This is a genomic window from Nakamurella endophytica (genome assembly GCF_014646215.1).
Lineage (GTDB): Bacteria > Actinomycetota > Actinomycetes > Mycobacteriales > Nakamurellaceae > Nakamurella > Nakamurella endophytica.
This window is the reverse complement of the sequence record NZ_BMNA01000002.1, coordinates 222158-246935: the sequence shown is the minus strand read 5'-3', so window position 1 is coordinate 246935 and position 24778 is coordinate 222158. Positions and strand designations below refer to the sequence as shown.

The following is a 24778-nucleotide window of genomic DNA, read 5'->3' as shown; positions in this document are numbered from 1 at the left end:
TCGACGGCAACCGCCGGCGAGGGCGCGAGCGTGACCGCTACCGTCGGCTCCGCCGATCGGTGGACATCGGGATCCTCCCGTCCGTCCTCCCGCCGGTGGGCGACTCCGACGGCCGCGGTGACGACGCTGACGTTCGACCCGCCCCAGCCCTGCCTCAGCCATGTGAGAGGAACCCGGGATGACCACCGACACCGCCGCGCTGACCGACGAGACGCTCGCCGCGGTCACCGCCGCCGCGCACGGCGACGCATCCGCGGACGGACTGCTGGACACGCTGCTGCTCCGTGGCTGCACCGGCTCTGGCGCGCCCGCCGACCCGCTCGTCCTCGACCACGCCGCCGTCCGCGACGCCGACCCGCTGGGGCTGGACGCGGTCCTGCGCCGCCTTCCGCTGCTCAACGACGCCGGCGACACCGGTTCGTTGACGGCGGTTCTCGCGGCGGCGGTGGAGCGCGGAGGATCCGTCACCGGCCCGGAGCCCGCGGCGGCCGCTCTGCGGGACACCGGCATGGTGATGGCCTCGTTGCGCCGGCACGGGGTGGACCCGGTGGCGGCGGTGCCCGGACTCGCGGCGCTGCTCACCCGGTGGGCGGCGGCGTCGGGCACCATCCCGCGGGACACCGTCGTGCACTACGGCTGGTGGAATCCGACCGGTCCCCGGGAGCGGCACTACACCACCGCGACGGCACAGGAGTCCTTGCTCATCGACAGCGTGCGGCAGAGCTGCCGGACGCTGCCCGCGGCCAGCATCGGGCTCGACCGCGCCTGGCATGCCGGGCTGACCACTCCCGTGGCGTTGCTCGCGCTCGGCGCAGCGGTCCAGGCGCTGCAGTCCTACGGCGCCATGTTCGAGACGGTCCGCACCGGCGTCTCGCCGGTGTGGTTCGCACAGCAGCTGCGGCCCTACTTCGACCCGATCACGGTCGACGGCGTCGCGTACTGCGGGCCGGCGGCGGCCTTCGTCCCGCTGTACCTGGTGGACGAGCTGCTGTGGGGGACCGGCGCCGACCACACGGCGCTGCACCGGGAGGCCGTCGAGTACGGCCGCACGCTGTGGCGCGACCGCCGCGGCGAGCTCGCCGACCACCCGCCGCTCGACGAGGTGGTGGCCGAGCGGCTGCACCGGGAGGGCGAGACGGCCGAACTCGCCGAGGCGGCCCGGTTGTTCAGCCTGGCGACCCGGGCCCTGGTGCGGTTCCGCGGCCAGCACGCCACGCTCGCCAGGGGCGCCTACCGCACGGACGTCACCGGCTACTCGACGGGCAGCGGGGGATGGGCGCCCGCCACCCTGCTGTCGATCACCACGGAGAACCGCGACGCCGCAACGCATCTGGACGACGAGCGGCGCTGCGCGGGCCACCACCGTCAGCAGCGGCCATGAGCGCGACCGCCGGGGCGGACGCCTCGCCAGGCGACGAGCGCCCGCTACCCGAGGATGCGTGCATTGCCGCGCTGCGTCGGATGTACGGCGCCCGCGGCCAGGCCGGCGCGGACCACATCCTGCCCTTCCTCACCGACGACTTCGCCTTCGTCCCGGCGGGCACCGACCGGTCCAGCCTGCAGGAGGACTACACCGGACCTGCCGGCTTCGCCCGCTTCATCCGCCGTCAGGCCGACTGGACCGACGACACCTGGTGGCCGGTGCTGGACGAGATGCTGGTGGGCGAGCGGTGGGTCGTCGCCGTCGTCCGGGTCGAGACGACCCGCACCGACGGCACCGCGGGACGGTTCCGCATCCTGCATCGCTGGCAGCGCCGCGGCGGTCTGTTCGCCGCCTTCCGCAGCTTCGTCGACGACCAGGCGGCCTACGACAGGTTCCACACCGCCACCGACGCCGACTCCGCCACCGACTCCGCCGGGCAGCCCTGACGGACGCGGCTGCCGGCGGTGGTGACGACGCGGACCGGGCAGCCGGTGGTCGGGCCCACCGTCCAGCACCCGGTGTCGCCGTCGCTGACTTCCTCGGACGGTCCGGAACCGGTACTCCGTGCCGTCGACCGGATGCGGCCGACCTGGTGCGCGGAGGCGCCGCGCCGACCCGACGGCCCGGTCCCGGTGGACGCGTCGGGGTGCGGCGCTCAGCCGGGCCCGAGGTGCCGCACCCAGAAGTCGACGGTGTGGTCGAGGACGCCGTCGACATCGGGCCACCCGTCGAAGCAGTGCCCGGCGCCGGGGATCCGCCGCAGCTCCACGGGGACGCCGGCTTCGTCCAGGTCGCGCCGCATCTGCTCGCTCTGGGCGATCGGGACGACGGTGTCCTGCTCGCCGTGCACCAGCAGGAACGGCGGCGCACCGGCCGCGACGTACGCGGCCGGGCTGGCGCGGCGTGCCAGGTCGGGGCTCCGGCCGCCCAGCAGGGCGGCGACCGGATCGTCGGGGGCCTCGCCGAGGTGCAGCCCGCGGGCGTCGAGGAACGGGTACCACAGCGCGGCACAGGCCACCGCCGACGAGGCACCCGTCACGCCGACGGCACCCTCCAGCTCACCGCTGTCGTCGGCGGTGAGTGCCGCCAGTGCCGCCAGGTGCCCACCGGCCGACTCACCGCCGACCCCGATCCGTCCACCGTCGATCCCGAGCTCGCCGGCGTACCGCCGGACGTAGCGGATGGCGGACTTGACGTCGTGCAACTGCGCCGGGAACGTCGCCTCGCCGGACAGCCGGTAGTCGACGGTGACCAGCGCCAGCCCGGCGTCGACCACCGCGGTGAAGAGCGACTCGTGGGCCAAGGTGGGTGGCAGGTAGCGGCGGTCGCCTTCCCGCCACCCGCCGCCGTGCACCCAGACGACGACCCCAGGCGGATGGGTCCTGGGCGGCACCCACACGTCCAGCAGCAACGGCCGCACACCCCGGAACAGGGCGAAGCTCAGCCCGTCGTACCGGGTGACCCCTGCCTCGTGCCTGGCCCCGGCGGGCGCCCACCAGCGGGACGGGGCAGGCACAGCCATCCGCCCATCCTGCGGGTACCGCTGCGGATCGGCCCGGCGGCGACGACATGGCCCGCCGGCCGCCGGGATGCGACGCCGCGGACCCTGGCCGCGCGGGGGGTCGAGCTCAGGCCGGGCCGGCGTGCAGCCCGAGGACGTAGGTCTGGATCGCGATGACCCCACCGCCGCGGCACCACTCGGCCTCGTCACCGACGTTGACCCGGATGTCCAGCGGCGAGGTGAGCGGATCCCGGTCGCGGGCGATGCCCTCGGCCATCGCGTCGGCGGCCACCTCGGCCAGTCGGACACCCTCGCCTCCCAGGATGATCCGCTCCGGGACGATCAGGTTGGCCACCGCCGCGATCAGCCGGCCGAGCCCGCGGCCGGCGTCGTCGATGATCCGGCGCGCCGCCGGGTCGTCCGCCGCGGCCAGGTCGAGGCACTGCTCGTAGGACAGCCGCCGGCCGAGCGCGGACGACACCGACCGTTCGACGCCCTCGGTGGACAGCACCGCGGCCGCGCAGCCCCGGTGCCCGTCCTTGCACACCGGTCCGGCTGCGTCCAGCGGCCAGTGCCCGACCAGACCGATCCCGGAGTCCGGCCCGGCCACGATCTTGCCGTTGACCACCGCGCCGTAGCCGATGCCCGCGCCCAGCGTCAGCACCGCGAACCTGTTCAGCCCGCGTCCGGAGCCGAACCAGTGCTCGGACTCGGTGAACGCCAGCACGTCGTTCTCGATGACGGTCGGGACGCCGAGGCGCTCGGCGAGCAGGTCGCCGAGCGGCACCCGCTCCCACTCGAGGAACGGCGCGCGGACCACCAGCGACGAGTTCTCGACGAGTCCACCGAGCCCGACCCCGACGGCCGTCACCGCCGGGACGCCGCGCCCCAGCCGCTCGGTCAGCGTCGCCATCGTCTCGACCACCTGCGCCGGATCCATGGACGTCAGCGGGATCCGGTCGAAAGCGCGCACGGTGGACCGCAGGTCGATCAGCGCGCCGAGCACCTCGGTGCCGGTCAGCTTCAGTCCGACGAAGTGCTTGGACCCGGGGACGACGTCCAGGGGGCGGGTCCGGCGATCGGCGCCCGCGCCGTCCGTCTCCACCAGCAGCCCGGATTCGATCAGCGGCGTGCTCAGCCGGGTGAGCGAGCCCTGGGACAGCTCGAGCCGGCGGGCTATCTCGCTGCGCGAGATGGGGCCGTGGATCAGCACTTCCAGCGCGACTGCCCGGGAAGCGCCGTTGTCCGGCGCCCACTGGGTCGAGCTCACCGCCATCCGTGCACCTCCGGCTCCGCACCGGGACCGCCCCGGGGCCGGCTCATGCTGGCACCCGCGATGCTTTTGCACAAGAAGCAGCACCCGTGGTCCGACACCGGTCTTCCCGGCTCTTGACAAGCCGACGGTTCCGCGACAAAAGTATTGAGCTGCTGCGGGATCACCGCACGCAGCCGTCCGGCGGGGCTGGATGCATTCGCACCGGCCGGGCCCGTTCGCCCGACAGCACGATCCGACTCCCCAGCACAGCACCCCGAAGGGAAACGCGATGAAGCGTTCGACCGCCACCAGGGCCGGCGCGGCCCTGGTCGTGGGCCTCACCCTGATCACCGCGGCCTGCTCGTCGAAGACGGACGCAGGCAGCTCGGCCGGCTCCACCACCGCGGCCACGTCCGCCACCTCCGCGGCGAGCACCGCGTCGGCCGCGGCGTCGACGAGCGCGGCAGCGTCGACCGGAGCGGCGTCCGGCAGCACCGCCGCGTCGTCGGCGACGGTCTCCAGCGACGCGTCGGCCGGATCCAGCACTGCCGCGACCGGCGCGGGCGGCAGTGGTGCGGCCCTGACCACCGCTGCTCCGGTGTCACCGGCGGTCACCCTGACCCTGTGGGGGACCTACGGCAACGGCGGCAACAAGTCCCAGACCGACGTGCTGACCACGACACTCATCCCGGAGTTCGAGAAGCTGAACCCGGGCGTCACCGTGAACTACGTCGACATCCCGTACGACTCGCTCAAGCAGAAGTTGACCACCGGCGCGGCCGGGGGCGAGCTGCCCGACCTGGTCCGCTCCGACATCGGTTGGGTCGCGCAGTTCGCGAAGCTCGGCGTCTTCGCCCAGCTCGACGGCTCCATGCCGAACTTCGAGACGCTGTCCAAGGCCGTCTACCCGGGCACCCTGGCCACGAACCTGTGGAACGGCCACTACTACGGCCTGCCGCTGGACACCAACACCCGGGTGCTGATCACCGACCAGAAGGCGCTGCAGGCGGCCGGCATGACCGCCCCGCCGAAGACCTTCGACGACCTGAAGACCATGGCGGGCAAGCTCAAGGGCACGGACATGGCACTCTTCGCGGACAGCGGCCTGCAGGGCTGGAACATCCTGCCGTGGATCTGGTCCGGCGGCGGCGAGATCACCGACCCGAAGCTGACCAAGGCCAGCGGCTACCTGGACAGCGACACCAACGTCGCCACCGTGCAGATGCTGGTGGACCTGTACAACGCCAAGCAGATCCCCAACCTCATCACCGGCAACCAGGGTGCGACGAGCACCTCCGACGGCCTGCCGACCGGCAAGTACGCCACCATCTTCGACGGTCCGTGGATGAAGGACATCTGGGCCGGCCAGTACCCGGACTTCCAGCCGGTCTACGCGCCGATCCCGGCCGGCGCCGGCGGCTCGATCTCCGTCGTCGGCGGCGAGGACATCGTGATCACCAAGGCGTCGAAGAACCAGGCCGCTGCCCAGGCGTTCGTGGCCTTCACGCAGAGCGCCGACTACCAGCTGGCGATGGCCAAGACCGGTCAGATGACCGTCGTGTCGGCGCTCGGCGACCGGGAGGTCGCGGCCGATCCCTATCTGAAGGTCTTCGCCGACCAGCTCAGGACCGCCAAGCCGCGGCTGGCCATCCCGGACTCCGGCCAGGTCGACACCATCCTGCAGAACGCGCTGACCCCGGTGTTCCAGGGCCAGGGTTCGGTCAAGGACGCGCTGACCGCGGCCGCCAAGCAGATCGACCCGCTGCTGGCCAGCGGTACCTGACCGCGATGACGACCCTCCACCCGCGCACCGCTTCCCGCAAGGACCGGCCGATGACAGTGCAGACCGTCGCACCGGAGTCGATCTCCCGGGCCGTGTCCGATCCTCCCGGCCGCCCGCGCAGGCGGTCCCGGCGGGGCGCGGGTGGAGTGGCCCCCTGGTTGTTCCTGGCACCCGGATACCTGCTGTTCCTGGCGTTGATCATCTACCCGACGCTGCGGGCGTTCCAGATCAGCTTCTACGACTGGGGGATCATCGCCGGCTCGGTGAGCAGGTTCCTGGGCGTCGACAACTACGTCAGGGCCTTCCACGACCAGCACTTCTGGACGAGCCTGGGCAACAGCGCCGTCTACATGGTGCTCACCGTTCCGCTGCAGATCGTCCTGGGGCTGGCCGTCGCCCTGCTGCTCAAGGCCAGGAGCCCGGTGCAACCGCTGTTCCGGGTGCTGTTCTACCTGCCCGTGGTCACCAGCTGGGTGGTCGTCTCGCTGCTGTTCAAGTTCCTGTTCGCCGACGCAGGGCTGGTCAACTGGACGCTGGGCAGCGTGCTGCACGTGTCCGACGGCGGGACGTCGTGGCTGTCGGAGCGGTGGACCGGGATGGTGGCCATCTCGGCGCTGGGCGTGTGGAAGGGCATCGGCTGGTCGATGATGATCTTCCTGGCCGCGGTGCAGGGGGTGCCGAAGAGTCTGGAGGAGGCGGCGACCGTCGACGGCGCCGGCCGCTGGTCGCGGTTCCGCGCGGTCACCCTGCCGGCGATCTGGCCGGCGATGGCCTTCGTCACCGTGATGCTGGTGATCGGCGGGTTCAACGTGTTCACCTCGGTGGTGCTGATGACCGGTGGCGCGCCGGGCGGCCAGACGGATGTGCTGCTGACGTACATGTACCAGCAGGCGTTCCGGCAACCTGGACTTCGGCTACGGCTCGGCGATCGCCGTGCTGCTCACGGTGGGAGTGTTCCTGCTCTCGCTGTTCCAGATGCGCGCCTTCCGCCGATCGGCGAATGCGTCATGACTGTTCTCGCCCCGGGGCGGCGGTCGTCCGCGCCGGCCGTGGTCCGCTACGTCCTGCTGACCGTCGGCGCCGTCGTGATGGTCACGCCGTTCGTGTACATGGTCTCGACGTCGTTCAAGGCACAGGCGTACGTGCTGACCCTGCCGCCGCAGTTCGTTCCCCACCCGGCCACCGTCGCCAACTACACGGAAGCGTGGGGGTCGCAGGACTTCTCGCGGTACTTCCTGAACTCGGTGATCGTCGCGGTGGCGTCGACCGCCCTGTCGCTGCTGCTGTCGTCGATGATGGCGTACGCGTTCGCCCGCTTCCGGTTCCGCGGTCGCGAGACGCTCTTCCGCATCCTGTTGCTCGGCCTGATGGTGCCGACGATCATGTTGATCATCCCGCAGTTCGTCCTGGCAAAGTACCTGGGTCTGCTGGACTCGCTGACCGGGCTGGTCGTCTTCTACGTCGCGGGCTCGTTGTCGCTCAACACGTTCCTGCTGCGCGGGTTCTTCGAGTCCATCCCGGCCGAGCTCGACCAGGCGATGCAGGTCGACGGTGCCGGCGCCTGGACCCGCTACTCCCGGCTGGTGCTGCCACTGGCCAAGCCGGCGCTGGCGACGGCGACCATCTTCACCTTCCTCGCCTCGTGGGACGAGTTCCCCTGGGCGCTGACCACCATCAACACACCCGAGAAGCGCACCTTGCCGGTCGCCATCCAGCTGTTCCAGGGGCAGAACGCGACGCAGTGGGGTCTGGTGTTCGCCGCGTCGCTGATCGCGATCGTGCCGGTGGTCCTGGTGTTCATCGCCTTCCAGCGCTACTTCGTGCAGGGGCTGACGTCGGGCGCGGTGAAGGGGTGACCGCGACGGTGACGGCGGCGCTGCCGCACAAGGCGCTGTACCGGACGGCGGAGCCGGTACTGGTGGACGGGCCGGCCGGACCGGTCACCGTGTACTCGCTCGGTGCGCCGGTGCGCACGGTCGACAGTGCCGGCGGAGTCGTTGATCTCGGCGTGCTCCCGGCCGGCGGGTACGGCGTCGAGTTCGCGGCCGGGCCGCGGACCGCTGTCGAGGTCGTCGACGATCCGCGGACCCGGATGCGCTACGGCTTCCTCGTCGACTACGCGCCGGGCCGCGACGTGGACGCGGTGGCGGAGCTCGTCCGCCGGCTGCACCTGACGGCGGTGCAGTTCTACGACTGGGCGCACCGGCACGCCGCGCTGCTGCCCGGGGATCCCGCGGTGCAGGAGTACGCGGACGCCCTGGGACAACCGGTCTCGCTGGCCACCGTGCGCCGGTTGGTCGGTGCGGTGCAGCGGGCGGGTGCGGTGGCGCTGGGCTACGCGGCGGTGTACGGGGTCGGCACCGACGAGTGGCCGCAGTGGCGGCACGACGCGCTGCTGCGGCCCAGCGGTGTGCCGTACGGGCTGGGCGATTTCCTGTCGCTGGTCGACCCGGCCGCTCCGGACTGGTCGGCGCACCTGCGGTCGGATCTGGCGGCCGCGGTGCGGGCACTGGGCTTCGACGGCTTCCACCTGGACCAGTACGGCTACCCGAAGTTCGCCCGGCGGGCCGACGGCGCGGACGTCGACGTCGCGGCCTCGTTCGACGCGACGATCCGGGGCATCCGGGACGAGCTGCCCGCGGCGCGGCTGGTCTTCAACCAGGTCAACGACTTCCCGACCTGGCGCACGGCGTCGTCGCCGCAGGACGCGACCTACATCGAGGTGTGGCCACCCCAGGTCACCCTCGGCGACCTGGCCCGAACGGTGACCCGGGCGCACGCCGCAGCCCCGCTGCGGCCCGTGGTGATCGCGGCGTACCAGGCCGTGTACCTGCAGGCCGAGCCCGACAGCGCGGACCGGGCGACGATGCTGACCATGGCGACGCTGTTCTCCCACGGCGCGACGCAGCTCCTGGCGGGGGAGACCGGTCACCTGCTGGTCGACCCCTACTACGTCCGCAACCACGGCGCCGGACCGGAGACCCTGGCGGTCCTCACCCGCTGGTACGACTTCCTGGTCGAGCACGGTGAGCTGCTGCTCGACCCGGCCGCCGCCGATGTCACCGGCTCCTACGCCGGCAGCTACAACGGCGACCTGGACGTGACCTATCCCGAGGCGGAGGTGACCGGGGATCCGGTGGCCGGCGGGGTGTGGCGGCGCATCGTCGAACTGCCGGGCCGGCTGGTCGTCCACCTGATCAACCTGGTCGGACAGCCGGACACCGTCTGGGACAGCGCCCGCCGGCCGTTCGGGGACCCGGGCGGCGGTCTGCTCCGTGTCCGCCGGTTCGGACCGGGCCTGCCGCGCGTCCGGGTGGCCGATCCGGACGGCACGCCGCGGCTGACCGAGGTGGTGGTCCGGGCCGACGGCGACGACGCGGTCGTGGTGCTCCCGCCGATCACCGCCTGGCAGCTGATCTCCATCGAGACCAGGAGTGGGAACTGACGTGTCGACCGACCTTGCACCCGAGATCGCCGACGTCGCCACCGCGCAGTGGTGGCGCTCGGCGGTGGTCTACCAGATCTATCCGCGCAGCTTTGCCGACGGCAACGGCGACGGCATCGGGGATCTCGCCGGCATCCGGCAGCACGTGGACCACCTGGTCGACCTCGGGGTCGACGTGGTGTGGCTGTCCCCGGTCTACCCTTCGCCCGGGGACGACAACGGCTACGACATCAGCGACTACCGCGGCATCGATCCCGTGTTCGGCACGCTGGAGGACTTCGACGGCCTGCTCGAGGACCTGCACGCCCGCGGCATCAAGCTGGTGATGGATCTGGTCGTCAACCACACGTCCGACGAGCACCCCTGGTTCGTCGACTCCCGCTCCGGCCGGGACAAGCGCGACTGGTACATCTGGCGGCCGCCCCGGCCGGGCCGGGTGGGCGGTGAGCCCGGAGCCGAGCCCAACAACTGGTCCTCCTTCTTCTCCGGGCCGGCCTGGCAGTACGACGCCGCCAGCGGTGAGTACTACCTGCACCTGTTCTCGGCCCGGCAGCCGGACCTGAACTGGGAGAACGCCGACGTCCGGCGCGCGGTGTACAACGTCATGAACTGGTGGCTGGACCGCGGCATCGACGGCTTCCGGATGGACGTCATCAACCTCATCTCCAAACGGTCGGAGCTGCCGGACGGACCGGTCGCGTCCGGTCGGCAGCTGGGGGACGGCTTCCCGCACTACGGCGACGGGCCGAGGATCCACGAGTTCCTCGCGGAGATGCGGCGCGAGGTCTTCGCCGGCCGGCCCGGCGCGTTCCTGACGGTCGGTGAGACCCCCGGGACGACCGTCGACGTCGCCCGCCACTACACCGATCCGGCCCGGGCCGAACTCGACATGGTCTTCCACTTCGAACACGTCGGCGTCGACCACGGCCCGTCCGGCAAGTTCGAGCCCGCGCCGCTGGCGGTGCCGGTGCTGCTCGACGTGTTCGAGCGCTGGCAGACCGGCCTCGCCGGCGCCGGCTGGAACAGCCTGTACTGGAACAACCACGACCAACCCAGGGTGGTGTCCCGCTTCGGCGACGACGGGCGGTTCTGGCGCGAGTCGGCGACCGCGCTCGCCACGGCACTGCACCTGCAGCGCGGCACGCCGTACATCTTCCAGGGCGAGGAGATCGGCATGACGAACATGCCGTGGGCCTCGACCGACGAGCTCCGGGACATCGAGTCGCTGCGGTACCACGCCGAGGCCGTCGGGAGCGGGTTGGATCCGGCCGAGGCGCTGACCCGGATCCGCCGGATGGGCCGGGACAACGCGCGCACCCCGATGCAGTGGTCCTCCGGCCGGAACGCCGGGTTCAGCAGCGGGACGCCGTGGATCGCGGTCAACCCGAACGCCGAGCGGATCAACGCGGAGGCGCAGCGACGGCAGCGGGACTCGATCTTCGCCTACTACCGCGAGCTCGTCCGGCTGCGCCACGACCTGCCGGTCGTGGCCCACGGTAACTTCGTCCGCCGGCGATCACCGGCCGCGGACGTCTTCGCCTTCAGCCGCAGGTTCGACGGTACGGAACTGGCCGTTGCGGTGAACCTCTCGGGTCGCGCGGTACCCATCGCGCCGTTGACGGGGGTGCCGGTCCTCGCCAACTACGACGGCGCCGGGGACCCGGCGACCCTGCGGCCGTGGGAGGCCAGGGCAGTTCTGCAGCACTGAACGCCCGCACGACGCCTGGCGTCGTGGACTGCTCCCCTCGACGGCGAGCAGCGCACCGGCACCGGGTCAGTGGCCGGTGGTGTGCCACCCGGCCGGCGTGCGGCTGGCCAGCCAGCCGCCCGCCGCTACCAACCCCACCAGCGCGGCGGCGACCGCCAGCGCGGCCGCCGGCGAGGCGTGCAGCACCAGCAGCGCGCCGGCCAGCCCGCCCACCAGCATCGCCAGCACCGCGAGCAGCCGGCGGAACAGCACCCGGCCGTTGCGGGCACGCAGGTCGGCGGCGATGCCGGTGACCGTCATGGTGAGCACCGTCGTGGTCGCATCGGGCACCGCCAGCGCCCGGGCGGTGGCGTTCTGCAGGCCCAGCGCGACCGCCGCCAGGACGGCGATCAGGTCCCGCGGCGCGGTCCCGAACGGCTCTGCAGCCGGCACCGCCACCGCCAGGGCGCCCAGCAGCAGCAGGCACTCGGCCGTCGCCGTCACCGCGAGCAGCCGACCGCGGTGTGCGAGCCGGCCGATCAGCACGCCGCCGGCTCCCGCCCCGACCACGAAGCCCAGCAGGGCGAACAGCGCGGCCTGCAGGGAGAACCCGGGGGCCCCGGCCAGGGCGAAGCCGATGAAGACGATGTTGCCGGTCATGTTGGCGATGAACACCCGGCCCAGGGACAGGATGCTGACCGCGTCGACGACCCCGGTGGCGAGCGTGAGCAGCCGCAGCAGCGCGGGGAGCGGCCCGTGCTGCGGGTGGCCGAGGTAGTCGCGCAGCAGGGTGGGCCGGTGCCGGGTGGGGGAGACGCGCATGACCCGAGCGTTCTCCTGCTCGCCCGCCTCCCACCAGCGTCGTGGAAGCGTCGTCGGTCACTCCGCAGGGGCGGGTCGCCGGAGGGGTCGGTCGAACTCGCCGAGCCGGACGGTGCGCTCGCCGCCGACGTCGCCGGTGTTCACCGTGCCCTGCCGCTCGACCATCACGACCTGCACCGGCCCGTGCGCCAGCGGGCAGTGCTCCACCCCGCGCGGTACGACGAAGACGTCGCCGTCCCGGAGCTCGACGTCACCGTCCCGCAACTGCATGGTCAGGTGCCCGGCCACGACCAGGAACAACTCGTCGCTGTCCGAATGGCGGTGCCAGACGAACTCCCCCTCGAGGACGGCGACCTTGACGTCCTGGTCGTTGACCGAGGACAGCCGGTGCGGCTGCCACGGACCGGGTATCGCGGCCAAACTCTGGTGCAGGTTGCGGACGGTGCTCACGCCGGCCGACGCTACGACAGTGCGGCTCCACGCGACGAGCCGCCGTACGGGACCTGTCCGCACGCCTGCAGCGGGCGTTGCTGCCCGGGGGTCCCGCCTCCGTTCGGGATCAGCGTCTCCGCCCGGTCACAACTGGTCGCGTGGGCACGGTGACCTCGACGCCGGGCAGCACGATCCGCGCCGTGATCTCGGGCGCGAGGCGAGCCAGCGCGTCCGTGTAGTGGCGGGGGTCCTGGTCGGCTCTGGTGATCATCCGGTCGCCGAGGAAGCCACTGTGGAAGGCGTAGTGGTGCGGGATGGCCAGCGTCGGCTGGAGCACGGCGGTGAGGTCGGCCGCCTGCTCGGCGTCCATCACCACTTGTTCGAAGGCGGCCGGGCGGATGCAGAGCCCGTTGACGGGCAGGATGGCCAGGTCGATGGGGCCGAGCCGGTCGGGGATCTGGTCGAGCTCGGGGATCCGCAGCGAGTCGCCACCGAAGAACACCGTCCGGCCGTAGGCGGCGAGAACGAAGGTGACCTCGTGGACGCCGTGCTTGCCCGGAGTCGCGGTCACGGTCAGGTCGCCGACGCCCGCCGTCTCCCAGGCCTCGACCGTGTGCAGATCGGTGAACCCCTTCCCCGCCGCCAGCGTGGTGACGGTGCCGGGCCCGACCAGCGGGGTGCCGGGGTCGAAACCTCCGGCGAGCAGGGCGTCGAGGTCGCAGTGGTCGTAGTGCTCGTGGGTGACGACAACGGCATCGATGGGACCCAGCGACGCGACGCCGCGGGCCACCGGTTCGCCGTGGTAGTAGGTGGCGGTTTGGGTGAACCAGGGGTCGGTGAGGATGCGCAGGTCGCCGATGGTGATCAGCTGACTGGCGTGGGCGATGCGCGTGACGGTCAACGGCGTGGTCATGGTCGGAGGTCCTCTCGATGGGGGAGCGGAGTTCAGCGGCCGAGGTCGAGGATGGCGCCGAGCAGCTCCTCGGGACTCTCGACCTGTGGCAGGTGTCCGGAGCGGGGCAGCAGCGTGAACGTCGACAGGGGGAGGGCGTCGGCATAGGCCCGGCCGTACGCCGGGCTGACGATGCCGTCGCTCTCGCCCCAGATGACGTGCACCGGCAGGTGCAGCCGGCCGAGCCGGTCGGCCAGCGTCGGGTCGGACATGGCCGGCCCGGCGTAGGCGATCAGGGCCTGGAGGTCCGGGCTGGGACCGGCGCCGCCGACCGCCGCCGGGCGTGGCGCCTTGGCCGGGTCGTGGAAGGACAGCTGCGCCAGCTGGGCGGGCTCGAGACCGGCCACGCTCGTCACGGGATGGCCGTCGACCTCGATGCCGATACCGTCGACGATCACCGCACCGCTGACCCGGGGGCTGTCCATCAGTGCCATCTCGGCGGCGACCCAGCCGCCGAAGGAGTTGCCGACGACGGTCACGTCGGTCAGGTCCAGCGCGTCCAGGAGCGCCACGTAGGTCGCCGCCAGGTCCGTGGTTGCGGCCAGCGAGGCGGGCCGGCGGGTGCCGCCGAAACCCGGGTGGGTCGGCACCAGCACTCGGGAGTGGGTGCGCTCGGCGAGCAGATCGGCGAAGCCTGCCATGGTCGCCGGCCCTGCGCCCCCGTGCAGCAGCAGGAACGGGCGGGTGCGGTCGCGGTCGGCCACGGCCACCTCGGCGCCGTTGACGGTGATGCTGCTCGACCTGGTCGGCCGCAGGCTCCCGGCCGGAATCGTTGTGCTCATGCCCGCTCCCTCGTGGACGTCGGATCGCTTGTATCAGGAACCTTATCTTCGGGTCCGTAGATAAGCAACCTTGCTGCGGGAGGACGGGCTCGGTACGCTCCGGGCATGGCTTCGCAGCAGGACGTCGCCCTGGCCGTCAAGCGGCTGCAGTGGCGACACCACCGTGAGGCCAACCGGAAATTGTCGGCGCAGGTGGGCATCTCGCTCGTGCAGTGGGATGTGTTGCGCCGCATCGAGCAGAGTCCTGGCCTGTCCCTGCACGCCCTGGCCGAGGCCACCTTCCAGACGGATCAGTCGATGGGCGAGCTGGCCAAGCGGATGATCGACCGTGAGCTGATCAAGCGGGTCGACGGCGCCGGCCGAGCCGTGCGGCACGAGCTCACCAGCAGGGGTCGGACCGCGTACCAGGCGGGCGCCGGCATCCTCGACGAGGTCCTCGCCGAGACGCTGGGCCGGCTCGGCGTCGAGGAGCGCTCCACGCTGCTGGGCCTGATCGACAAGGCGCTGGGCGACTGAGCAGCCGGCGGCCGTGGCCCTGCACAGGCAGCGCACCGGAGAGGATCGCGACGAGCACGTGCTGCGCGACGCGGCGACCGCCGACGACGGACCGGCGCCTCGCATGACGGGGCGCAACCGCACGACGCCCCCGGTCTTCTCCGAAGCCCGGCTGCCCGCACTCTGCGACGAACTGGCGGAGCGTGACTCCGACCTGAGGAGGATCATCGACGCGTTCGGGTACCCGCCGTTCTGGGACCGCCCGAACACGTTCGAGTCCCTGGTCTGGTTCATCCTCGAGCAGCAGGTCTCGCTGGCGTCCGCCAGGGCCGCCCTCGAGCAGCTCCGCCGCCGCGTGGGTGCGGTCACGCCCGAGAGCGTCCTGTCCCTCACCGACGAGGACCTTCGAGCCGCCTCCTTCAGCCGCCAGAAGGCCGGCTATGTCCGCGGTGTCGCCCGAAGCACGGCATCGGGCGAGCTCGACCTCGAGGCCCTGGCCGGGCTGCCGGACGACCAGGTCCGGAGCGCCTTGACGCGACTCAAGGGCATCGGCAACTGGACGGTCGACGTCTACCTGATCCTGGTCCTGCACCGCGTCGACGTGTTCCCGACCGGCGACCTGGCCGCCGTCAACGCGCTGAAGAGCATCAAGGGACTGTCGACGTCGACGGGGAGAACCGACCTCGAGACGGTCGTGCGGGAGTGGGTGCCGTACCGGACGATCGGCACCCTGCTCGTCTGGCACCACTACCTGTCACAGCGGGACGCGCAGCGTCGGCGACCACGTGGGAAGGGACCGCCCGCCTGACACCCGGTGGTGCTGCGACGCCCTGGTCCTCCCACCACGGACTATCGCGGCCTGCCGGCGTGCACCGACGATCGTCCTGACGACCTGCAGCTGCTCCGCCACCGGGTGCAGGTCGTGGGTCGGGGGGTGTCGAGGTCGGAGAAGGCAGTCATCGCCCGACTGGTGTTGGTGCGCATGCCGGGCCAGATCCCGCTGTGCGCGGCCGTGGTGTGCCACTGTCCGCCGAGGTCGTCGCTGGCTTCGAAGACAGTCACGTCGAACCCGGCCTCGATGGCGTGTTTGGCCGCCACCAGCCCGCCCGGCCCGGCGCCGACCACCGCCACCCGCGCACCGTCCGCAAGCCGCATCCCGCGCGCACCTGCCCTTCGCGTCGCCGTTGCCGCATGCTCGGGCTCACTCTGCCGTAGCGGGTCCGTCGACGTCGACAGCGACGGTCGACGATGACGCGGCGCACCTCGGCGATGCCGCGCCATCCTCTCCGCAGCGGACCGCGGTCGCGGGGTCGGAAAGAGCCCCCGGAGCGGCTATCGTCCAGGCGTGCCATTGCTGGTTGCGCAGGATCCGCTCGCCTACCGGCCCTGCCGGTTGCTGGTGGCGGGGACATCGGGAGCGGGCAAGACCACACTGGCGCAACGGATCGCGGCGGTGCTCCAGATCGGCCATGTCGAGATCGACGCTCTGCACCACGGTATCCAGTGGACCCCACGACCGACCTTCGCCGCCGAGGTCGCGGCTCTGGCCGCCGAGCCGACCTGGGTGACCGAGTGGCAGTACAGCCGGGTCAGGCCGCTGCTGGCGACCGCAGCGGACACCATGGTCTGGCTCGATCTGGGCCGGGGGCGCGTGATGTGGCAGGTGACCACGCGGACCCTGCGGCGGCGACTGCTTAGGCAGCAGCTCTGGAACGGCAACGTGGAACCGCCGCTGCACACGTTCTTCACCGACAAGGACCACATCGTCCGCTGGGCGTGGCGCACCCATGCGGCGACCGGACAACGGGTCCGCGTTGCCTTGCAGCAGCGCCCTGGGCTGCCCGTCGTCCGCCTGCGCAGTCACGCGGAGGCCGACGCCTGGCTTGCCGGGCCACTGACCGATGCGGCGCGCCGACCGCTGGTCGAGTAGGAGATCGATCCGGCTCGCCCTCGACCTTCCTCTGTCACCATGACTGGCAGCTCTGCGTATCACGGTGCGTCCAATAGCCCCGGACGGCGGTTGCCGTAGGACAGCTCTTGGTCCTCGACAGCGAGACGCGGCCAGACGTCGGCAGTGACGCGCCGCCTGTATCGCGGAGCTCTCGCTACCAACCGACATCCGCGCGGCCGTCGCGGGAGAGGGGATTGAGCAGCGGGACGGGGTGGCGCCGCATTCGCGGGCGACCGGCGCCGTGTGAGCCAGTCCCGCCTGGGGTACCACTGCCTCGTGACGTTGAATCATGTGAGGCGTGGAAGCGGAAGCCCCCTGTTGCTCGTGCACGGCCTAGGTGCTGGGTGGCGATCTTGGGCGCCGATTCTCGACGAACTCGCCGAACATCGTGAGGTCGTCGCTGTCGACCTGCCGGGTTTCGGTGAGACCCCACCCTTGGCCGGGGAGGTGTCGATCGCCACCCTGACCGACGCCGTGGCGGAGTTCATCCGGGAACAGGGGCTGGACGGGGTCAGCACCGTCGGCCAGTCGATGGGCGGACGCATTGTGCTCGAGCTTGCGAGGCGGGGAGTCGGCGGCGACACCGTGGCGCTGGACCCGGGCGGCTTCTGGAGCGACCGTGAACTCCTTGTCTTCGGCGCCACCCTGCGGCCGTCGGTCGCTCTGGTCCGAGTTCTGCGAAAGTGGCTGCCTTTGCTGCTGGGGAGCGCAATTGGAAGGACCCTGCTGCTGGTGCAGTTCTCGGCGCGACCCTGGGCGCTCTCGCTGGAGACGGTGCTGCCGGACGTGCGTGGCCTGGCAGAGTCCCCATCGAACGGCGCCGCCCTGGACGCCCTCACCAAGGGCCCGAAACAGCAGGGCGCCCCAGCAGGAACCGCGCCCGGCAGGGTGACGATCGGTTGGGGACGTCGTGACCGGGTGACCGTGCGGAGCCAGGCCGCACGGGCCACGAGTCTGTTCCCCGATGCGATCCTGCACTGGTTCGACCGTTGCGGCCACTTCCCGCAATGGGATGCACCGAAGGAAGCGATGCGACTCATCCTCGACAGGACCCGTTGAGATCCGTCGCCCTGATGAGCCGACGACCGTCCACGAGCCAATCCACACAAGCCGCGAAGCAGGACACGTCGTATCTCGTCAGATGCAGTACGCAGCCTTGGGCTTGACATAATGTGCATTATCGGCACTCGATCGGTCCGCTTGTCGGGCTGCCGTCGGGTCTCTCAGGCACGCCTAGTGTCATCCGCGTGACGGACATGGACGAACACGGCCGCCGCGAGCCCCCCATCGCAGCCGACGAGGTCGACACGCTGCTCGGCTTCCTGGACTACCAGCGCGCGACGTTGGCCTGGAAGGTCGACGGCCTCGACGCGGCGGGCCTCGCGGCGACGGTCGGCGCGTCCGACATGACGCTGGGCGGCCTGGTCAAGCACCTGGCGTACGTCGAGGACAGCTGGTGCAGCGAGCGCATCGGCGGACATCCGGCCGGGTCGCCGTGGTACACCGTCGACTGGTCGGCGGACCCGGACTGGGAATGGCACTCGGCCGCATCGGACAGCCCCGACGACCTGCGAGGCCTGTGGCGGGACGCCGTGGCCCGGTCGCGGGCCGCGGTGGCATCCGCCCTCGCCGACGGCGGGCTGGACCGGCCCGGCCGGCACACCTGGAGCGACGGGCGGACACCCAGCCGGCGGTGGATCCTGCTGCACATGCTCGAGGAGTACGCCCGGCACATCGGGCACGCCGATCTGCTCCGGGAGGCCGTCGACGGCTCCACCGGCGAGTGAGCTCCTGCTCGCAATTCGTCACGTGACGAATCAGAGCCGTCCCAGGAACGTCGAGACACCCGCGTCGAGCACGGCATCGTCGGGACGGCAGTGCACCGCAGCTGCCGGCCAGAGCCACGGATCCGGGCCGCACGACCCGTCCAGTCCAGCCAGCGCCGCTGTCCCGTCAGCGGAGACGGCGCGGTGGCTCGGTCAAGTGGCCCGCTGCGGCGTCCCCGCCAGCGCCCCTGGGCGGCGGCCACGGCTGACCCTGCGGCGGCTCTGTGGGCCTCTGCCAGGACGGCGCCCCGTGCAGTCTGCTCGCTCCACGCCGACCGACCGGGCAATCCGGTCGACCTGTTGTGTTGCTGCCGTTCTCGATGGTGAACGCCATCCCGGGCCGCACGGCGGCCCGAGACTTGGTTCCGTCACGTGACGGAACGGCCGATCCGGGGGCCTCCGGCCGTCACTCGCCGGTGACGACCCAGTCGACGATCTGCCCGCCCGGCGGTACGGACACCACGACGGGTTCGGTTCCGCTTGCCGGAGCGCAGTCGACGTCGGGACGGTCCGGAATGATGCAGAGCGCCGTGAAACTCCCGGCGCCGACCTTGATCCCGTACTTGCCCTGCTGGTTCACGGTGACGTGGTAGTTGCACTGGGAGATGCACTTGAGCTCGATCACCGCGTCGGTGACGGGCGTACCCCGATCGGTCACCTGCCCGCAGACCTGGAACCCCTCCGCCTGGCATTCCGCCGCCTCGGACCTGTCCGCCGGTGGGGACTTCGGGTCCGGCGGCGGCGCGGAGCTGTCGGTGACGACGATGTCCAGTTGCTCGGTGTCGGGGACCGCGATGGTGGTCGAATCGCGACCGTCGCCGAACCGGCACTGGGCGGCCAGGATGGCGCAGTCCACCCGGTAACGGCCTGCCACCAGCTGCACCTGGTATCCGTCGCCGTCGCTCACCGCCCCGGTGGACCCGCACGCTGCGCAGTCCGTCGATCGGAAAGTGATCACCGTGCCGGCCACCGGATCGCCGGTGCCGTCCACCACGATCCCGTGCACGGTGTACGTCTTCGGGGCCGTGTGACGGACCGGCGGATGGCCGTCCGGCATCGGATGGCTGTCCGGCACCGGGTCGCTGTCCGGCACGGGGCCGCCGTCCGGCACCGGGTGACCGTCGGGCACCGGGTGACTGTCCGGCACCGGGCCGCCGTCCTGGGGGGTCGTCACCGGCACCCGGTCCGCGCGTCCGGTGACGGGATCCGCACACGACGCCAACAATGGCACGACGAGGACCACCAGGATCGCGGCGAGTCCGCCGGACGGTGGGCGGACCCGTGCGCCGGCGCGGCGGCATCGCACGGCTGCCCGGTGACCGGGTCGCCCGGGCAGGTGTCCGGCCCTACACCGGATGTCGTCGAGGGTGTGCGGATCGTCGAGCATGCGTCGCTCCCGGGTGGAGGTGGACGACACGGCCTACCAGGCCGCGGGCTTCGGCTGCGGAGCGGTCCGACAGCCGCTCCCGGCCGCACAGTGGGATCGAGTGACGGACGCCGCCTCGGTGGCGGCGCCCGTCACGCCACGGACACCTCCTCCGGCTGCAGCAGCGGCGTGACGCTGAAGGCCGTCACGTGCTCCCGGACGAGCGGCAGCGTGGCGAGTGCGGCTTCGGCAGCCGGCACGTCGGCGGCCTCGAGGATCAGGACGGCGCCCGACCAGTCCGCCTTGAGGAACACCTGCTCGACGACCCCGGACGCGACCAACTGCTGCGTCCGCTCCGCCTCTTCGGACAGGAACGGCCTGGGATCCCCGGTGTTCTGCGACACGGCCAAGATCTTCATGGCGACCTCCCGACGACATAAGCTAAGGGTCGTAGATGATGCTACGATCCATAGCAAACGGACACAAGACCTGGAGGCGTCGTGGCAGATCCGTCACGAACAGACGGACCGGCGTCACGCCCGTCGATGGCGGACGGAGCGCAGGACCGCCGTGGAGCCCGGCGCCGGGCGACGATCGAGCAGATCCTGGACATCGCGCTGACCCTGATGGAGGCGGACGGTGTCGCCGGCGTGACGGTCGCCGCCATCGCCCGGGAGCTCGGCATTCAGCCGCCGTCCGTCTATCGGTACTTCAGCTCCCTGCTCGACATCTACGACGCGCTGTTCGCCCGAGGCCAGCGGGAGAACCTCGCGGCCTTCCGCGGTGCCGTGGACGCGGGGCCCCCTGGCCTGCCGGCGGTGGTGGCCGGGATGGAGGCCAACGGACGGTGGGCCGTGGCCCACCCTGCGCTGGCGCAGCTGCTCTTCTGGCGGCCCGTGCCGGGCTACCGGCCGACCCCCGAAGCCTTCGCGCCGGCCGAGGCGCTCGTCGGACTGCTCGGCCGACAGCTGCGGACGGCCGTCGAGACGGGTCAGGTCGGCGCAGGCGCCGACTCGGACGCCGGAATGGACCTGCTGTCGGTCCTCTACTTCGGGATGCTCAGCCAGCAGCTGGCCAACGAGCCAGGGGCGCCGTGGGAGTCGGGGCGCTACACGTCCCGTTTCGGCACCGTCGTGCGGCTGTTCCTGGCTGCCTATCCCCCGGCCCGCCGCACGGACTCGCCCGGCCCTCGACCGGACCGGGCTCGTCCGCCCGCGGCGCCGCGCCGGCGTCCCCGGTCCACGGGTAGCTCGTCTCCCGAGGGATAGCCGAACCGGGCGACCGGCCTCGTTGCCGCGCGACGGAACGGTCCGCGCCCGCCCGTCGCGCGAACCGCCGGTCCGGCAGGTGCTTGGATGACCGGGATGGGCGCGCGGGCGGCGGTGACGGTGGTGGGGGCCGGCATGGCCGGTGCGGCGTGCGCCGCCACCCTGCGCGACGCCGGCGTCCAGGTGGTCGTCGTGGAGCGTGGACGGGCGCCCGGCGGCCGGATGGCGTCCCCGGAGCTGTACGGCCGCCGGGTCGACCTCGGTGCCGGGTACTTCACCGTCCGCGATGCCGCCTTCGCCGACGTGGTCCAGCGGTGGGCCGACCGCGGGCTGGCCCGTCCGTGGACCGACACCTTCAGCGTGCTGTCCCCCGGCCGTCCGCCCGAGCGGACCACCGGGCCGATGCGATGGGCGACACCCGGTGGCCTCCGGTCGCTGGTCCGTGACCTGCTGGTCGGCGTGCCGGTCCGGCTGGGCCGCGCCGCCGAGACCCTGCCGGACGGCACCGTGGTCCTGGCCATGCCGGACCCGCAGGCGGCCCGGTTGGTGGACGTCCCGGATGCGGTCGACTGCCTGCCGACGATCACCGTGACGGTTGAGTACCCGGCACGTGAGTGGCTGCTGCCCGACGCCGCGTTCGTGCACGACCACCCGGACGTCGAGTTCGTCGCCGACGACGGCGCCCGCCGCGGCGACGGCGCGCCGGTGCTCGTCGCACACTCGACACCCGAGCTGGCCCGCCGGCACCTGGACGATCCGTCGGCCGCGATCGGTCCGGTCACGGTGGCGCTGCGGGAGCTGCTGGGCGTCCCGGACCCGGTGCGCACCCACGTCCACCGCTGGAGCTTCGCCAAACCGGACGGCCGGCACCCCGCGCACTCCGGCTCCACCCTGGCACCCGACGGCCGGCGGATCGGGTTGGCCGGGGATCAGTGGTGCCCGGACGGGTCGCCTAGGGTGGAGTCCGCGTGGCGCTCCGGCACCGATGCCGCCCTGGCGCTGCTGGCCGGCGCTGCGGTGCGCGGCCCGGCGTCCGCGTAGGGCCGCCCTCCCCCACCACGGCCGGAGCGGCGGTGCCACCATGAGCCGCGTACGGACACGACGACACCGAGACCGGACGAGAGCAACGAGAGGTACGTGATGACGGACATCGCCAGCGTGGGACCGGAGCCCAGTGAGCAGGACCGCCCGGTGCTGACCACCCGGCAGGGACACCCGGTCTACGACAACCAGAACCAGCGCACCGTCGGCGCCCGCGGCCCGGCGACCCTGGAGAACTACCACTTCCTCGAGAAGATCAGCCACTTCGACCGCGAGCGGATCCCCGAGCGGGTCGTGCACGCCCGCGGCGCCGTCGCGTTCGGCCACTTCGAGGCCACCGGCCAGTGGGGCGACGAGCCGATCGAGCGCTTCACCCGCGCCAAGCTGTTCTCCACCGCCGGCAAGAAGACCGACGTCGCCATCCGGTTCTCCACCGTCATCGGCGGCCGGGACTCCTCCGAGGCCGCCCGGGACCCCCGCGGCTTCGCGGTGAAGTTCTACACCGAGGACGGCAACTGGGACCTGGTGGGCAACAACCTCGCAGTCTTCTTCATCCGCGACGCGATCAAGTTCCCCGACGTCATCCACAGCCTCAAGCCGGACCCCATCACGTTCCGGCAGGAGCCGGCGCGGATCTTCGACTTCATGTCGCAGACGCCCGAGTCCATGCACATGCTGGTCAACCTGTTCAGCCCGCGCGGCATCCCGGCCAACTACCGCACCATGCAGGGCTTCGGCGTGAACACCTACAAGTGGGTCAACGCCGAGGGCGAGACGCACCTGGTCAAGTACCACTTCCAGCCCCGGGCCGGGGTGAAGAGCCTGACCGACGCCGACGCCGCCAACGTCCAGGCCACCGACCTCGGGCACGCCTCGAAGGACCTGTACGAGTCCATCGAGCGGGGCGAGTACCCGCAGTGGGACCTGTACGTCCAGATGATGAGCGACGAGGAGCACCCGGAGCTCGACTTCGACCCGCTGGACGACACCAAGGTCTGGCCGGAGAACGTCTTCGAGCCCAAGCTGGTCGGCACCCTGACACTGACCTCCAACGTGTCCGACCACCACAACCAGAACGAGCAGATCGCGTTCGGCACCGGCGTCCTGGTCGACGGGCTGGACTTCTCCGACGACAAGATGCTGGTCGGCCGCACCTTCTCCTACAGCGACACCCAGCGCTACCGGGTCGGGCCCAACTACCTGCAGCTTCCTGTGAACAGCCCGAAGGGCGCGCGCGTGGCGACCAACCAGCGCGGCGGCCAGATGGCCTACGGCGTCGACCTCGGCGAGGGTCAGAACCCGCACGTCAACTACGAGCCGTCGATCACCGGCGGTCTGCGCGAGGGGCAGTACCCGACGCACGACGAGCAGGGTCCGGTCATCACCGGGCGACTGACCCGCAAGCGCATCCCGCTGACCAACGACTACAAGCAGGCCGGCGAGCGGTACCAGCTGCTGGAGCAGTGGGAGAAGGACGACCTGGTCGGCAATTTCGTCACGCTGATCTCCCAGGCGGCCCGGCCGGTGCAGGAACGCATGGTCTGGCACTTCCTGCTGGTGGACGACGAGCTCGGCCAGCGCGTCGGTGAAGGTCTGGGCATCACCGCCGACGACGTGCGGCACCTGGAGCCGCTGAACACCCAGCGGCTGTCCGAGGAGGAGCTCGCCCGGCTGTCCAACCTGGGCAAGAACGGCCCCCGGGACGTCACCGGCCTGACGATGACGCACGTGGTGCCGAACGAGCACGTCGTCGTCGAGCGCTGACCTCGGCAGCGGCACTCCGCTGCACGTCTTGCACCCGGCCCCGGTCCGCACCTTCGGACCGGGGCCGTTGTCGTCCCGGGCCCGGCACACCGGATGCCGAGCGCCGCGGCCGCGGCCAGCCCGGACCCGGCAGACTGCGGCGAACGGATGACAGCAGGCAACTTTCCGGAACGATCGCCGCTCGGCTCGGTTTCGCTCCGCGGTCGAGGGGTATCGGCTGGTCACACGCCGGTCGAACCGGCGGCGTGGGCCCCTCCGGAGAACGGCGGGGCGACCCAGAAGCCGCAACGGAGAGGCACACCGAGATGATGCAGTTGATCCGACGGGTGGTGACGGTCGCCGCCGTCAGCACCCTGGCGTTGACCGGCGGGGCGCTGGCCGCCACCGCCGCCGAGCCGAACCAGCAGGACGCCGACTGGCTGGTGGCCAACACGCAGACCGATCTTGCCGAGATCACCCTCGGCAACCTGGCTCTGCAGAAGGCCCAGACCGACGAGGCACGGGAGCTGGCGCAGAAGACCAAGTCCGACCACGAGACCGCACTGGCCAAGGTGCAGGAGATCGCGCAGGCCAAGGGCGTCGATCTCCCGTCCGAGCCGAACGACCAGCAGAAGGCCGTCGCGGCGCAGCTCGAGGCGGCGTCCGCGGACGACTTCGACCTGCTGTACGGGCATGCGCAGGTCACCGGCCACCTGCAGTCCATCGCCGGCACCGAGGCGGAGATCGCCAACGGCAGTGACGAGGACGTCGTCGGGTTCGCCAAGGTCTACCTGCCCATCGCCCAGGGGCACCTGGAGATGGCCCAGATGCTGGTGAGCGACCTGGGTGGCTCGGCTCCCACCGCGGTGCCGGCCGGCACCGGCGGACAGGCGGCACAGGCCGCCGAGAGTTTCGGCCTGCCGATCGCCGTCACGGCGGCCGGGTTGATCGCCCTGCTGACCGGGCTGGTGCTGTTCCGCCGGCGCCGGACCTCCTGACCGCTCGC

Annotated in this window: 24 protein-coding genes; 15 read left to right on the top strand and 9 right to left on the bottom strand. The window is 71.7% G+C overall.

Features of this window, described 5'->3' with window-relative positions:
- Positions 1–178: 178 nt before the first annotated feature.
- Both IEY37_RS04670 and IEY37_RS04665 read left to right on the top strand, forming a co-directional pair.
- The gene (locus IEY37_RS04670; RefSeq protein ID WP_188940360.1) at positions 179–1381 is read left to right on the top strand and encodes a monodechloroaminopyrrolnitrin synthase PrnB family protein; all 1203 of its coding nucleotides are present in this window, start codon (positions 179–181) and stop codon (positions 1379–1381) included.
- The gene (locus IEY37_RS04665) at positions 1378–1869 is read left to right on the top strand and encodes a nuclear transport factor 2 family protein (protein ID WP_188940359.1); all 492 of its coding nucleotides are present in this window, start codon (positions 1378–1380) and stop codon (positions 1867–1869) included. The genes IEY37_RS04670 and IEY37_RS04665 overlap by 4 nt, the downstream gene beginning before the upstream one ends.
- A 209-nt stretch (positions 1870–2078) precedes the next feature.
- Here IEY37_RS04665 and IEY37_RS04660 read toward each other — a convergent pair whose 3' ends face one another.
- Both IEY37_RS04660 and IEY37_RS04655 read right to left on the bottom strand, forming a co-directional pair.
- Positions 2079–2945 carry an alpha/beta hydrolase gene (locus tag IEY37_RS04660; RefSeq protein WP_188940358.1) on the bottom strand — a complete coding sequence of 289 codons (867 nt, stop codon included), beginning with the start codon at positions 2943–2945 and terminating at the stop codon, positions 2079–2081.
- Between the two features lie 106 nt (positions 2946–3051).
- Entirely contained in the window at positions 3052–4200 is a 1149-nt protein-coding gene (locus tag IEY37_RS04655; RefSeq protein WP_188940357.1) for an ROK family transcriptional regulator, read from the bottom strand.
- 268 nt (positions 4201–4468) lie between these two features.
- Between IEY37_RS04655 and IEY37_RS04650 the strand changes: the two genes are divergently transcribed.
- Genes IEY37_RS04650 through IEY37_RS04630 form a run of 4 tightly spaced genes read left to right on the top strand, consistent with a single transcriptional unit; the run spans position 4469 to position 11115 of the window.
- Entirely contained in the window at positions 4469–5962 is a 1494-nt protein-coding gene (locus IEY37_RS04650) for an extracellular solute-binding protein (protein WP_188940356.1), read from the top strand.
- Between the two features lie 50 nt (positions 5963–6012).
- Positions 6013–7818, top strand: coding sequence for an ABC transporter permease (locus IEY37_RS21895; protein ID WP_229673872.1), 1806 nt, complete (start codon positions 6013–6015; stop codon positions 7816–7818).
- Complete coding sequence (locus IEY37_RS04635) at positions 7815–9407, top strand: glycoside hydrolase family 66 protein (protein WP_229673870.1); 1593 nt, start codon at positions 7815–7817, stop codon at positions 9405–9407. Before IEY37_RS21895 ends, IEY37_RS04635 begins: the two co-directional genes overlap by 4 nt.
- 1 nt (position 9408) lies before the next feature.
- The gene (locus tag IEY37_RS04630; RefSeq protein WP_229673868.1) at positions 9409–11115 is read left to right on the top strand and encodes an alpha-glucosidase; all 1707 of its coding nucleotides are present in this window, start codon (positions 9409–9411) and stop codon (positions 11113–11115) included.
- Positions 11116–11181: 66 nt separating this feature from the next.
- Here IEY37_RS04630 and IEY37_RS04625 read toward each other — a convergent pair whose 3' ends face one another.
- The 4 genes from IEY37_RS04625 to IEY37_RS04610 form a co-directional block, all read right to left on the bottom strand.
- The gene (locus tag IEY37_RS04625) at positions 11182–11916 is read right to left on the bottom strand and encodes a YoaK family protein (protein WP_188940354.1); all 735 of its coding nucleotides are present in this window, start codon (positions 11914–11916) and stop codon (positions 11182–11184) included.
- A 57-nt stretch (positions 11917–11973) separates the two neighbouring features.
- On the bottom strand, positions 11974–12366 hold the full coding sequence (locus IEY37_RS04620) for a cupin domain-containing protein (protein WP_188940353.1): 393 nt from the start codon (positions 12364–12366) through the stop codon (positions 11974–11976).
- Between the two features lie 109 nt (positions 12367–12475).
- Positions 12476–13261, bottom strand: a complete 786-nt coding sequence (locus IEY37_RS04615; protein ID WP_188940352.1) for an MBL fold metallo-hydrolase — start codon at positions 13259–13261, stop codon at positions 12476–12478.
- 32 nt (positions 13262–13293) lie between these two features.
- On the bottom strand, positions 13294–14082 hold the full coding sequence (locus IEY37_RS04610) for an alpha/beta fold hydrolase (protein WP_188940351.1): 789 nt from the start codon (positions 14080–14082) through the stop codon (positions 13294–13296).
- 105 nt (positions 14083–14187) lie between these two features.
- Between IEY37_RS04610 and IEY37_RS04605 the strand changes: the two genes are divergently transcribed.
- Both IEY37_RS04605 and IEY37_RS04600 read left to right on the top strand, forming a co-directional pair.
- A complete protein-coding gene (locus tag IEY37_RS04605) occupies positions 14188–14598 on the top strand; it encodes a MarR family winged helix-turn-helix transcriptional regulator (RefSeq protein ID WP_188940350.1) in 411 nt (136 codons plus the stop codon).
- 13 nt (positions 14599–14611) lie between these two features.
- Complete coding sequence (locus tag IEY37_RS04600) at positions 14612–15385, top strand: DNA-3-methyladenine glycosylase family protein (protein ID WP_229673866.1); 774 nt, start codon at positions 14612–14614, stop codon at positions 15383–15385.
- A gap of 41 nt (positions 15386–15426) precedes the next feature.
- Here the strand turns inward: IEY37_RS04600 and IEY37_RS04595 are convergent, their stop codons facing one another.
- The gene (locus IEY37_RS04595; RefSeq protein ID WP_308426364.1) at positions 15427–15732 is read right to left on the bottom strand and encodes an FAD-dependent oxidoreductase; all 306 of its coding nucleotides are present in this window, start codon (positions 15730–15732) and stop codon (positions 15427–15429) included.
- A 190-nt stretch (positions 15733–15922) separates the two neighbouring features.
- Here IEY37_RS04595 and IEY37_RS04590 point away from each other — a divergent pair, with 190 nt between their 5' ends.
- The 3 genes from IEY37_RS04590 (at position 15923) to IEY37_RS04580 (ending at position 18315) form a co-directional block, all read left to right on the top strand.
- Positions 15923–16507, top strand: a complete 585-nt coding sequence (locus IEY37_RS04590) for an adenylate kinase family protein (RefSeq protein ID WP_188940348.1) — start codon at positions 15923–15925, stop codon at positions 16505–16507.
- Between the two features lie 297 nt (positions 16508–16804).
- A complete protein-coding gene (locus IEY37_RS04585; protein ID WP_188940347.1) occupies positions 16805–17587 on the top strand; it encodes an alpha/beta fold hydrolase in 783 nt (260 codons plus the stop codon).
- A 188-nt stretch (positions 17588–17775) separates the two neighbouring features.
- The gene (locus IEY37_RS04580; protein WP_188940346.1) at positions 17776–18315 is read left to right on the top strand and encodes a DinB family protein; all 540 of its coding nucleotides are present in this window, start codon (positions 17776–17778) and stop codon (positions 18313–18315) included.
- Positions 18316–18760: 445 nt separating this feature from the next.
- Here the strand turns inward: IEY37_RS04580 and IEY37_RS04575 are convergent, their stop codons facing one another.
- Together IEY37_RS04575 and IEY37_RS04570 are read right to left on the bottom strand one after the other, a co-directional pair.
- Positions 18761–19528 carry a carboxypeptidase-like regulatory domain-containing protein gene (locus IEY37_RS04575; protein ID WP_188940345.1) on the bottom strand — a complete coding sequence of 256 codons (768 nt, stop codon included), beginning with the start codon at positions 19526–19528 and terminating at the stop codon, positions 18761–18763.
- A gap of 344 nt (positions 19529–19872) precedes the next feature.
- Entirely contained in the window at positions 19873–20139 is a 267-nt protein-coding gene (locus tag IEY37_RS04570; RefSeq protein WP_188940344.1) for a hypothetical protein, read from the bottom strand.
- A 126-nt stretch (positions 20140–20265) separates the two neighbouring features.
- Between IEY37_RS04570 and IEY37_RS04565 the strand changes: the two genes are divergently transcribed.
- The 4 genes from IEY37_RS04565 to IEY37_RS04550 all read left to right on the top strand — a co-directional run bounded on the left by IEY37_RS04565 (position 20266) and on the right by IEY37_RS04550 (position 24770).
- On the top strand, positions 20266–20988 hold the full coding sequence (locus tag IEY37_RS04565) for a TetR/AcrR family transcriptional regulator (RefSeq protein ID WP_188940343.1): 723 nt from the start codon (positions 20266–20268) through the stop codon (positions 20986–20988).
- 87 nt (positions 20989–21075) lie between these two features.
- On the top strand, positions 21076–22029 hold the full coding sequence (locus tag IEY37_RS04560) for an NAD(P)/FAD-dependent oxidoreductase (RefSeq protein ID WP_229673864.1): 954 nt from the start codon (positions 21076–21078) through the stop codon (positions 22027–22029).
- 99 nt (positions 22030–22128) lie between these two features.
- Positions 22129–23793: a catalase gene (locus tag IEY37_RS04555; RefSeq protein WP_188940810.1), complete on the top strand. Its 1665-nt coding sequence runs from the start codon at positions 22129–22131 to the stop codon at positions 23791–23793.
- Positions 23794–24098: 305 nt separating this feature from the next.
- Positions 24099–24770, top strand: a complete 672-nt coding sequence (locus IEY37_RS04550) for a DUF4142 domain-containing protein (protein WP_188940342.1) — start codon at positions 24099–24101, stop codon at positions 24768–24770.
- Positions 24771–24778: the final 8 nt, after the last annotated feature.